The sequence below is a fragment of the Streptococcus parapneumoniae genome, assembly GCF_037076355.1.
Classification (GTDB): Bacteria; Bacillota; Bacilli; order Lactobacillales; family Streptococcaceae; genus Streptococcus; species Streptococcus parapneumoniae.
Genome location: NZ_AP026968.1, coordinates 1,549,966 through 1,561,537, shown reverse-complemented (window position 1 = coordinate 1,561,537; position 11,572 = coordinate 1,549,966). Strand labels below are relative to the sequence as shown.

Sequence of the window (11,572 nt, the reverse complement as noted above, 5' to 3'; positions counted from 1 at the left end):
TGGAAGCTGTATTCCAACCTCTTATTTTGGGAGAAAAGAATGAAATTTTTAACACTCAATACTCACAGTTGGATGGAAAAAGAAGCTGAGGAAAAATTCCAGATTTTGCTTGAGGATATTCTTGAAAAGGACTATGATTTGATTTGTTTCCAAGAAATCAATCAGGAGATTACCTCGCCTAATGTAGAAGTTAATGATCTCTATAAAGCTTTGCCAGCAGCTGAGCCTATTCACCAAGACCATTATGTTAGACTTTTGGTTGAAAAGTTGTCAGAGCAAGGGAAAGATTACTACTGGACTTGGGCCTATAACCATATCGGCTATGATCGCTACCATGAAGGTGTAGCTATCTTGTCTAAAACACCTATTGAAGCCAGAGAAATTTTGGTTTCAGATGTGGATGATCCAACAGACTATCATACTCGCCGTGTTGCCTTGGCTGAAACTGTAGTTGATGGTAAGGAGCTTGCAGTTGCAAGTGTCCACCTTTCTTGGTGGGATAAAGGTTTCCAAGAAGAATGGGCACGATTTGGAGCTGTCTTGAAAGAATTGAATAAGCCACTTTTGCTAGCTGGAGATTTCAACAACCCAGCCGGTAAGGAAGGCTACCAAGCTATTTTAGCTAGTCCATTGGGCTTACAAGACGCTTTTGAAGTTGCTCAAGAGAAAAGTGGTAGCTATACCGTTCCACCAGAAATTGATGGCTGGAAAGGGAACACTGAACCCCTTCGAATCGATTATGTCTTTACTACCAAAGAGTTAGCGGTGGAAAATTTACATGTCGTATTTGATGGTAACAAGAGTCCGCAAGTCAGTGATCACTATGGCTTGAGTGCTATTTTAAACTGGAAATAAAGATTGAAAAGAGGTTGGGATTCTCAAATTCCAGCCTTTTTCTGACTAGAAAAGCTCCAGGAAATAGGCTAAATAAGTGAGACTACTGAAATGAAATAAAATATGGTATAATTGATAAGATAGATAGAATCGAGGGTATTATGTCATTTACGAAATTTCAATTTAAAAACTATATTAGAGAAGCCTTGGAGGAGTTAAAATTTACAACTCCAACAGAGGTACAGGATAAGTTGATTCCTATTGTCTTGGCAGGTCGTGACCTAGTCGGTGAATCAAAAACAGGTTCAGGTAAGACTCATACTTTCTTGTTATCGATTTTTCAGCAATTAGATGAAGCTAGCGATAGTGTGCAAGCAGTGATTACTGCACCGAGCCGTGAGTTGGCTACTCAAATTTACCAAGCAGCCCGTCAGATTGCTGCCCACTCAGAAGTGGAAGTTCGTGTGGTTAATTATGTGGGTGGTACGGATAAGGCTCGCCAGATTGAGAAATTGGCAAGTAACCAGCCTCATATTGTTATTGGAACACCAGGCCGTATCTACGACTTGGTTAAATCCGGTGATCTGGCTATTCACAAGGCCAAGACCTTTGTGGTCGATGAGGCAGACATGACCTTGGATATGGGATTCTTAGAAACTGTTGATAAGATTGCTGGCAGCCTTCCAAAAGACCTGCAATTCATGGTCTTCTCAGCGACTATTCCACAAAAACTGCAACCATTCTTGAAAAAATACTTGTCAAATCCTGTCATGGAGAAAATCAAGACCAAAACGGTCATTTCTGATACCATTGATAATTGGTTGATTTCTACTAAGGGACGTGACAAGAATGCTCAAATTTATCAGTTGACTCAGTTGATGCAGCCTTATTTGGCAATGATTTTTGTCAACACTAAAACGCGTGCTGATGAATTGCATTCATATCTGACTGCTCAAGGATTGAAGGTAGCGAAGATTCATGGAGATATTGCCCCTCGTGAACGTAAGCGAATCATGAATCAGGTGAAAAATCTGGATTTTGAGTACATTGTCGCAACAGACTTGGCAGCGCGTGGGATTGACATTGAAGGTGTCAGTCATGTCATCAATGATGTCATTCCGCAAGACTTATCTTTCTTTGTGCACCGTGTTGGTCGTACCGGACGCAATGGCCTACCAGGTACAGCTATTACCCTTTACCAGCCAAGTGATGACTCGGATATCCGTGAGTTGGAGAAATTGGGAATCAAGTTTACTCCGAAGATGGTCAAAGACGGGGAATTTCAAGATACTTATGACCGTGATCGTCGTGCCAACCGTGAGAAGAAGCAGGACAAGCTTGATATTGAGATGATTGGTTTGGTCAAAAAGAAAAAGAAAAAAGTCAAACCAGGCTATAAGAAGAAGATTCAATGGGCGGTTGATGAAAAACGTCGTAAAACCAAGCGTGCTGAAAATCGTGCTCGCGGTCGTGCAGAGCGTAAAGCAAAACGTCAAACATTTTAATAGAAATTGTTGGAGTACTAAGCTCCAACTTTTTTTTATTTACGAGAACGAACTATCTAAACAGAAACACTACATTAAAGACTGCAAATTGCGCTTAAAAATGGTATAATGATAAAGTTATATAGTCCCGATAAGATGGTAGAAATTTCTATTTTTTCTTGCGAGTCGCAACTCGCAAAGAATGACGGCTCCAAAGTAGTCGCTCGTCATTCTACGGTTGCCGCTATAAGGCGGTCACCCTATGCGCCTTACTAGCTTCAGAAATAAAAAAGTATCGTTTTTATTTCTTACGCGTTGTAACTCTTAGAAAATGAAAATACCTATCAGTACTTTGTAACTCTATAACACTATTTTTAAGGGGGGACATTTTTATGTCAGAACGTAAATTATTCACGTCTGAGTCTGTATCTGAGGGGCATCCAGATAAGATTGCAGACCAAATTTCAGATGCTATCTTGGATGCTATTTTAGAACAGGATCCAGAAGCTCACGTTGCTGCTGAGACAGCTGTCTATACTGGTTCTGTCCACGTTTTTGGTGAAATTTCTACAAATGCCTATGTGGATATTAACCGTGTGGTTCGTGATACCATTGCAGAGATTGGTTATACCAATACAGAATATGGATTTTCTGCTGAAACTGTAGGAGTCCATCCGTCACTTGTTGAGCAGTCACCAGATATTGCCCAAGGTGTTAACGAAGCCTTGGAAGTTCGTGGAAATGCAGACCAAGATCCGCTGGACTTGATTGGTGCTGGAGACCAAGGTCTCATGTTTGGATTTGCAGTTGATGAAACAGAAGAGCTCATGCCATTGCCAATCTCACTCAGTCACAAGTTGGTTCGTCGTCTGGCAGAACTTCGTAAGTCTGGGGAAATTAGCTATCTTCGCCCAGATGCCAAATCACAGGTTACGGTTGAGTACGATGAAAATGACCGTCCAGTACGTGTGGACACAGTCGTTATTTCAACTCAGCACGATCCAGAAATCAGCAACGAACAAATTCACAATGATGTCATTAACAAGGTTATCAAAGAGGTTATTCCAGCCTCTTACTTGGATGAGCAAACAAAATTCTTCATCAATCCTACTGGTCGTTTTGTAATCGGTGGACCTCAAGGGGACTCAGGTTTGACTGGTCGTAAGATTATCGTAGATACTTATGGTGGCTACTCTCGTCACGGTGGTGGTGCCTTCTCTGGTAAGGATGCGACTAAGGTGGACCGTTCTGCCTCATATGCAGCTCGTTATATTGCCAAGAATATTGTTGCAGCGGGTCTTGCTAAGAAGGCGGAAGTACAATTGGCTTACGCTATCGGTGTTGCCCAGCCTGTTTCTGTCCGTATCGATACCTTTGGTACAGGAACAGTAGCTGAAAGTAAGCTTGAAAAAGCAGCTCGTCAAATCTTTGACCTTCGCCCTGCAGGGATTATCCAAATGCTGGATCTTAAACGTCCAATCTACCGTCAAACAGCAGCTTATGGACACATGGGACGTACAGATATTGACCTTCCATGGGAACGTTTGGACAAGGTAGATGCTTTAAAAGAAGCAGTCAAATAAAATCTTAAGAGGGGAACTTCCTCTCTTTTTTTTAGTTTTTAACTATACTGGGATACGGTTCTGAAAATCCATTTTGCGAAAGTAGAGATTTACATGTATTTCTTTAAAAATGATAAAGGTTGAGATTTCTCCTCGTAATAGATAATCATGGGGATATTTCAATCCAAAGTTTTATTCGTTATCACTTGACTATTGCAAGGTTTTCTAGAGCAATAGAGTCATGGAATGGACTCATGGTTGAGATTTCTCCTTGTTGCTTGGATTTCATTCAAAAGTCTGTGACCCAAGTCTTATTCAAACTTCCAATATACTAGCTGTTTCCATAGCATGACTTCTGCACTAGACTTTCTTTTCCGAATAAATAGATAGAACCATAGAATCTAGTAAACCTAGAATTAAAACTGTGGTATAATATTAGCAATAAAAGGAATCCGGAGGATTAGAATCATGGTATCAACGAAAACACAAATTGCTGGTTTTGAGTTTGACAATTGCTTGATGAATGCAGCAGGTGTGGCTTGTATGACGATAGAGGAGCTTGAAGGAGTCAAAAACTCAGCGGCAGGTACTTTTGTTACGAAGACTGCGACCTTGGACTTTCGTCAGGGAAATCCTGAGCCACGTTATCAGGATGTTCCACTTGGTTCTATCAACTCTATGGGTTTGCCAAATAAGGGCTTAGACTACTATCTGGACTACCTTTTGGATCTGCAGGAAAAAGAGCCGAACCGGACTTTCTTCTTATCTCTAGTTGGCATGTCTCCAGAGGAAACCCATACTATCTTGAAAAAAGTCCAAGAGAGTGATTTTCATGGTCTGACTGAGCTAAACCTCTCCTGTCCAAATGTTCCAGGAAAACCTCAGATTGCCTATGATTTTGAGACAACAGACCGGATTTTGACAGAAGTATTTGCCTACTTCACCAAACCTCTTGGAATTAAATTGCCACCATATTTTGATATTGTTCACTTTGACCAAGCGGCAGCTATTTTCAACAAGTATCCGCTCAAGTTTGTCAACTGCGTTAACTCTATCGGAAATGGCCTATATATAGAAGATGAGTCCGTCGTTATTCGTCCCAAAAATGGTTTCGGTGGCATTGGTGGAGAGTATATCAAACCAACTGCTCTAGCCAATGTTCATGCTTTCTACCAACGTCTCAATCCTCAAATCCAAATCATCGGAACAGGTGGCGTTTTGACTGGTCGTGATGCCTTTGAACATATCCTCTGTGGAGCCAGTATGGTGCAGGTGGGAACCACCCTTCACAAAGAAGGAGTTGGTGCTTTTGATCGTATTACCAATGAACTGAAAGCAATCATGGCGGAAAAAGGGTACAAGAGCCTAGAAGATTTCCGTGGGAAATTGCGCTATATTGACTAAATTAAATCGAAAAATCAGAAGAAAGGAGATAAGATGCTAGCCATTGAAGAAAGCCAGAAGTTGACTTTATCAAATTTACCGAGTTTGAGCCTTTTTACAGGGACAGATCAGGGTCAGTTTGAAGTGATGAAGAGCCAAGTGTTGAAACAGATTGGGTATGATTCTGCTGACCTCAACTTTGCCTACTGTGATATGAAAGAAGTAGTTTACAAAGATGTAGAACTGGAGTTGGTCAGCCTTCCTTTCTTTGCGGATGAGAAAATCGTGATATTGGATCATTTTGTCGATGTCACGACTGCTAAAAAGCGCTTTTTGACAGATGATGAGCTTAAGTCATTTGAGGAATACCTTGACAATCCTTCACCAACAACCAAGTTGATAATCTTTGCTGAAGGAAAGCTGGATAGCAAAAGGCGGTTGGTTAAATTACTTAAGCGTGATGCCAAGGTCTTTGATGCAGTAGAAGCCAAAGAACAAGAATTGCGCCAGTATTTCCAAAAGTGGAGCCAGAAACAAGGTCTGCAGTTTACCAATCATTCTTTTGAAAATCTCCTCATCAAGTCGGGTTTTCAATTTAGCGAAATCCAGAAAAATCTGCTCTTTTTACAGTCCTATAAGGAAGACTCTGTTATCGAGGAAGAGGATATTGTTAATGCTATTCCCAAGACCTTGCAGGACAATATTTTTGATTTAACTCAGTTTATTCTGACTAAAAAGATGGACCGGGCGCGAGATTTGGTTAGAGACTTGACCTTGCAAGGGGAAGACGAAATTAAGCTCATAGCTGTCATGCTAGGACAATTTCGGACTTTTACTCAGGTGAAGATTTTGGCAGAGTCTGGGCAAACAGAGTCTCAGATTGCAAGTAGTCTAGGAAGTTTTCTCGGACGCAATCCTAATCCCTATCAAATCAAGTTTGCGCTGAGAGATTCAAGAGGACTTTCCTTTAGCTTTTTGAAGCAAGCTATTTCTTATTTGATTGAGACAGACTATCAGATTAAGACAGGTCTTTATGAAAAGAGTTTCCTTTTTGAAAAGGCACTCCTACAGATTGCTAGTCAGGTCAATTGACATTTTTTTGAAACTACAACCCGCGTCAACATTATCTTGTCGTGGGTTTCTTGCTGATTTGCTTATTTTATACTCAATGAAAATCAAAGAGCAAACTAGGAAACTAGCCGCAGGTTGCTCAAAGCACTGCTTTGAGGTTGTAGATAAGACTGACGAAGTCAGCTCAAAACATGTTTTTGAGGTTGCGGATGAAACTGACGAAGTCAGCTCAAAACACTGTTTTGAGGTTGTAGATAGAACTGACTAAGTTAGCTCAAAACACTGTTTTGAGGTTGTGGATAGAACTGACGAAGTCAGCTCAAAGCACTGCTTTGAGGTTGTAGATAGAACTGACGAAGTCAGCTCAAAACACTGTTTTGAGGTTGTAGATAGAACTGACTAAGTTAGCTCAAAACACTGTTTTGAGGTTGCGGATGAAACTGACGAAGTCAGTAACCATACCTACGGCAAGGCGACGTTGACGCAGTTTGAAGAGATTTTCGAAGAGTATTATTAGAAAGTATTTCAGTGATTTTTTCATCTATAAGCAAAAAACTTGAAAAAAGTGAATGTTTGCGTTATCATTTTCATATAGAAAGAAAAAGAGGTATTACAGATGGCTATTATCTTACCAGATCTTCCATATGCATACGATGCTTTGGAACCATACATCGATGCGGAAACAATGCACTTGCATCATGACAAACACCATCAAACTTATGTCAACAATGCTAATGCAGCTCTTGAAAAACACCCTGAAATCGGTGAAGATCTTGAAGCCTTGCTTGCTGATGTAGAATCTATTCCAGCCGATATCCGTCAAGCGCTTATTAACAATGGTGGTGGACACTTGAACCACGCTCTTTTCTGGGAATTGATGACTCCTGAAAAAACAGCTCCATCAGCAGAACTTGCAGCAGCAATCGATGCAACATTTGGTTCATTTGAAGAATTCCAAGCAGCCTTTACTGCAGCCGCAACAACTCGTTTCGGTTCAGGATGGGCATGGTTGGTTGTCAACAAAGAAGGTAAACTTGAAGTGACTTCAACAGCAAACCAAGACACACCAATCTCAGAAGGTAAAAAACCAATCTTGGGCTTGGACGTTTGGGAACATGCTTACTACGTGAAATACCGCAACGTGCGTCCTGACTACATCAAAGCTTTCTTCTCAGTGATCAACTGGAACAAAGTAGATGAATTGTACGCAGCTGCTAAATAATGATAGTTGGAGGGAAGAATTGTTCTTCTCTTTTTAAGGTTATATTATTTTGGTCTGACAAAATCGTCAGACTTTTTTCATTTTTATGAGAAACGTGCTAACTGCTAGAAATTATGGTAGAATAAAGTATTAAGTAATCGTGAAAAAAGGATATCTATGCGAAAAGAAATTGCACCTGAATTATACAACTATAACAAGTTTCCTGGTCCTGAGTTCCATTTACATGGGGACAAGATTGAAACGGAAGGGATAGCTTTTTCCTTGGTGGAAAATATCAAGGATGCCTTTGATGTGACGGCTTTTAATCAGCGTTTTTCAGAAGTCTTAACCAAGTTTGATTATATCGTGGGAGACTGGAGCAACGAACAGCTTCGCCTACGAGGTTTTTACAAGGATGACCGAACAGATGAAAAACTTGAAAAAATCAGTCGTTTACAAGACTATCTTTTAGAGTATTGTAGTTATGGTTGTGCCTATTTTGTCTTAGAAAATGAAGCCCCTAAGCGAGCATCATTTGACAAGAAAATGCGTAAGAAGGAAGAAGAAACACCTTCTAGAAAAGGAAAGAAACCGGCTCAAACAAAACGAAAACCGAATGCAGATAAGAAAAATAGACGTCGTCAGAAAGACCAGCACTCTCAGAAAGAGGACAAGGGGCAACGTCATTTTGTCATTCGTCAGAAGTGAGTAGAGAATAAGGAGTAGAAATGAAACCGTCAATTTATAGTTTAACACGTCAAACCATGCAGGAATGGGTTTTGGAGCAAGGAGAAAAGAAATTCCGTGCAGATCAAATCTGGGAATGGCTCTACCGTAAACGTGTCCAGTCATTTGAAGAGATGACCAACCTTTCCAAGGATTTGATTGCTAAGCTTAATGATCAGTTTGTGGTCAATCCCTTGAAACAGCGTATCGTGCAAGAGTCTGCTGATGGGACCGTTAAATATCTCTTTGAATTGCCAGATGGAATGCTGATTGAGACAGTACTCATGCGTCAACACTACGGTTTATCTGTCTGTGTGACCACTCAGGTCGGCTGTAATATCGGTTGTACCTTCTGTGCCTCTGGTTTAATTAAGAAACAACGTGACCTCAATAACGGTGAAATCGTAGCGCAAATCATGCTGGTTCAGAAATACTTTGATGAGCGTGGTCAGGATGAACGCGTCAGTCATATTGTTGTCATGGGAATCGGTGAGCCCTTTGATAACTACAACAATGTCTTGAATTTCGTTCGTACCATTAATGATGATAAGGGAATGGCCATCGGTGCTCGTCACATTACGGTTTCAACCTCAGGTTTGGCCCATAAAATTCGTGATTTTGCTAATGAAGGAGTTCAGGTCAATCTTGCCGTTTCCCTTCATGCACCTAATAATGAACTGCGCTCAAGCATCATGAAGATTAACCGTGCCTTTCCGATTGAAAAACTCTTTGCTGCTATTGAGTACTATATCGAAACAACCAATCGTCGTGTGACCTTTGAATACATCATGCTCAATGAAGTCAACGACGGTGTAGAACAAGCCTTGGAATTGGCTGAATTGCTCAAGAATATCAAGAAATTGTCTTATGTAAACTTGATTCCTTATAACCCAGTTAGTGAGCATGACCAATATAGCCGTAGTCCTAAAGAGCGCGTTATGGCTTTCTATGATACGCTTAAGAAAAAAGGGGTTAACTGTGTTGTTCGTCAAGAGCATGGTACAGATATTGATGCAGCTTGTGGACAATTGCGCTCTAACACAATGAAACGTGACCGCCAGAAAGCAGTTGCAGCAGTCAATCCTTAATGATGAAGAAGAGTTATAATCATGTTTTGGTCTGGGGAGTCATTTTCTATAGCATTTGCATTGTCTATTTTTGCTTTACTCCTCAAGAACAATCTCCCGTGGGGGTGGAAACTCCAGGTATTCAGCATCTTGGACGCCTGGTTTTTCTTTTGACTCCTTTTAATTCTTTCTGGAAACTGGGTGAAGTGACTAGTTTGGGGCAAGTCATTTGGATTTTTTTGCAGAACATTTTAAATGTCTTCTTGCTTTTTCCTCTGATTTTCCAACTCCTTTATCTCTTTCCAAACTTGCGGAAAACAACAAAGGTCCTTCTTATCAGTTTTCTAGTGAGTCTTGGAATCGAGTGTACGCAGTTAGTCTTGGATTTTTTCTTTGATTTCAATCGCGTCTTTGAGATTGATGATTTGTGGACCAATACCTTGGGTGGCTATCTGGCTTGGCTACTTTATAAACGATTACATAATACTCAATGAAAATCAAAGAGCAAACTAGGAAGCTAGCCGCAGGCTGCTCAAAATACTGTTTTGAGGTTGTAGATAAGACTGACGAAGTCAGTCACATATATACGGCAAGGTGAAGCTGACGTGGTTTGAAGAGATTTTCGAAGAGTATAAAAACAAGATAAGGAATTAAAATGAGTATTTTAGAAGTTAAAAATTTGAGTCACGGTTTTGGTGACCGTGCAATTTTTGAAGATGTGTCCTTCCGTCTCCTCAAGGGTGAACATATTGGTCTGGTCGGTGCCAATGGTGAAGGCAAATCAACTTTTATGAGCATCGTGACTGGTAAGATGTTGCCAGATGAAGGAAAGGTTGAGTGGTCTAAATATGTGACTGCTGGTTACTTGGATCAGCACTCCGTCCTTGCTGAAGGGCAGTCGGTGCGCGATGTTCTCCGTACGGCCTTTGATGAACTTTTCAAAGCTGAAGCTCGTATCAATGACCTCTATATGGAAATGGCTGAAGACGGTGCGGATGTTGATGTCCTCATGGAAGAAGTGGGAGAACTCCAAGACCGCTTGGAGAGTCGTGATTTCTACACCTTGGATGCTAAGATTGATGAAGTAGCTCGCGCCCTTGGTGTCATGGACTTTGGCATGGATACAGATGTAACCTCTTTGTCAGGTGGGCAAAGAACCAAGGTACTTTTGGCTAAACTCCTCCTTGAAAAGCCTGATATCTTGCTGTTGGACGAGCCGACCAACTACTTGGATGCTGAGCATATTGATTGGCTCAAGCGCTATCTCCAAAACTATGAGAATGCTTTTGTCCTTATTTCGCACGATATTCCATTCCTAAATGACGTTATCAATATTGTCTACCATGTGGAAAATCAACAGTTGACACGATACTCTGGTGACTACTACCAGTTCCAAGAAGTCTATGCTATGAAGAAATCTCAGCTAGAGGCAGCCTACGAACGTCAGCAGAAAGAGATTGCGGACCTCAAGGACTTTGTCGCTCGTAATAAAGCCCGTGTTGCAACACGAAACATGGCCATGTCCCGTCAGAAGAAATTGGATAAGATGGATATTATCGAACTGCAAAGTGAGAAACCAAAACCATCCTTTGATTTCAAACCAGCTCGTACACCAGGACGCTTTATCTTCCAAGCCAAGGATTTGCAAATTGGTTATGACCGTCCTCTGACCAAGCCTTTAAATCTTACCTTTGAACGCAATCAAAAGGTTGCCATTATCGGTGCTAATGGTATCGGGAAAACAACTCTCTTGAAGTCTCTCTTGGGAATTATCCCGCCAATCGCTGGGGAAGTGGAACGCGGTGACTACCTAGAACTCGGTTATTTTGAACAGGAAGTAGAAGGTGGTAATCGCCAAACTCCTCTTGAAGCTGTCTGGAATGCCTTTCCAGCCCTCAACCAAGCAGAAGTCCGTGCAGCCCTTGCCCGTTGTGGTCTGACAACCAAGCATATTGAAAGCCAAATTCAGGTCTTGTCAGGTGGGGAACAAGCCAAGGTTCGTTTCTGTCTTTTGATGAATCGTGAAAACAACGTTTTAGTGCTGGACGAGCCGACCAACCATTTGGATGTGGATGCCAAGGATGAACTCAAACGTGCTCTTAAAGAATACAAGGGATCTATTCTTATGGTTTGTCACGAACCAGACTTTTATGAAGGCTGGATGGACCAAATCTGGGATTTTAACAAGCTAACTTAAAAATACGGATAAAAGAAATACAGTACCGAATGTGGATACTGTATTTT

The 11,572-nt window shown here is 41.1% G+C and carries 11 protein-coding genes; all 11 read left to right on the top strand.

Features of this window, described 5'->3' with window-relative positions; genetic code table 11:
- Positions 1–39 precede the first annotated feature (39 nt).
- The 11 genes from SP4011_RS08095 (at position 40) to SP4011_RS08045 (ending at position 11,525) form a co-directional block, all read left to right on the top strand.
- The gene (locus SP4011_RS08095) at positions 40–855 is read left to right on the top strand and encodes an endonuclease/exonuclease/phosphatase family protein (RefSeq protein WP_338618710.1); all 816 of its coding nucleotides are present in this window, start codon (positions 40–42) and stop codon (positions 853–855) included.
- Between the two features lie 140 nt (positions 856–995).
- Positions 996–2,339, top strand: coding sequence for a DEAD/DEAH box helicase (locus SP4011_RS08090; RefSeq protein WP_338618708.1), 1,344 nt, complete (start codon positions 996–998; stop codon positions 2,337–2,339).
- Between the two features lie 371 nt (positions 2,340–2,710).
- Positions 2,711–3,901, top strand: coding sequence for a methionine adenosyltransferase (gene metK / locus SP4011_RS08085; RefSeq protein WP_338618706.1), 1,191 nt, complete (start codon positions 2,711–2,713; stop codon positions 3,899–3,901).
- A 447-nt stretch (positions 3,902–4,348) separates the two neighbouring features.
- Positions 4,349–5,284: a dihydroorotate oxidase gene (locus tag SP4011_RS08080; protein WP_338618704.1), complete on the top strand. Its 936-nt coding sequence runs from the start codon at positions 4,349–4,351 to the stop codon at positions 5,282–5,284.
- Between the two features lie 33 nt (positions 5,285–5,317).
- Positions 5,318–6,355 (top strand): DNA polymerase III subunit delta, encoded by a 1,038-nt coding sequence (gene holA / locus SP4011_RS08075; protein ID WP_338618703.1) that lies wholly within the window; start codon positions 5,318–5,320, stop codon positions 6,353–6,355.
- A gap of 76 nt (positions 6,356–6,431) precedes the next feature.
- Positions 6,432–6,602: a hypothetical protein gene (locus SP4011_RS08070; protein WP_338618702.1), complete on the top strand. Its 171-nt coding sequence runs from the start codon at positions 6,432–6,434 to the stop codon at positions 6,600–6,602.
- Between the two features lie 348 nt (positions 6,603–6,950).
- Complete coding sequence (sodA, locus tag SP4011_RS08065; protein WP_000974733.1) at positions 6,951–7,556, top strand: superoxide dismutase SodA; 606 nt, start codon at positions 6,951–6,953, stop codon at positions 7,554–7,556.
- 156 nt (positions 7,557–7,712) lie between these two features.
- Entirely contained in the window at positions 7,713–8,243 is a 531-nt protein-coding gene (locus SP4011_RS08060; RefSeq protein ID WP_173253319.1) for a YutD family protein, read from the top strand.
- Positions 8,244–8,263: 20 nt separating this feature from the next.
- The gene (rlmN, locus tag SP4011_RS08055; protein WP_000804762.1) at positions 8,264–9,349 is read left to right on the top strand and encodes a 23S rRNA (adenine(2503)-C(2))-methyltransferase RlmN; all 1,086 of its coding nucleotides are present in this window, start codon (positions 8,264–8,266) and stop codon (positions 9,347–9,349) included.
- Entirely contained in the window at positions 9,349–9,822 is a 474-nt protein-coding gene (locus SP4011_RS08050) for a VanZ family protein (protein WP_338618698.1), read from the top strand. Before rlmN ends, SP4011_RS08050 begins: the two co-directional genes overlap by 1 nt.
- 161 nt (positions 9,823–9,983) lie before the next feature.
- A complete protein-coding gene (locus SP4011_RS08045; protein ID WP_338618697.1) occupies positions 9,984–11,525 on the top strand; it encodes an ABC-F family ATP-binding cassette domain-containing protein in 1,542 nt (513 codons plus the stop codon).
- Positions 11,526–11,572: the final 47 nt, after the last annotated feature.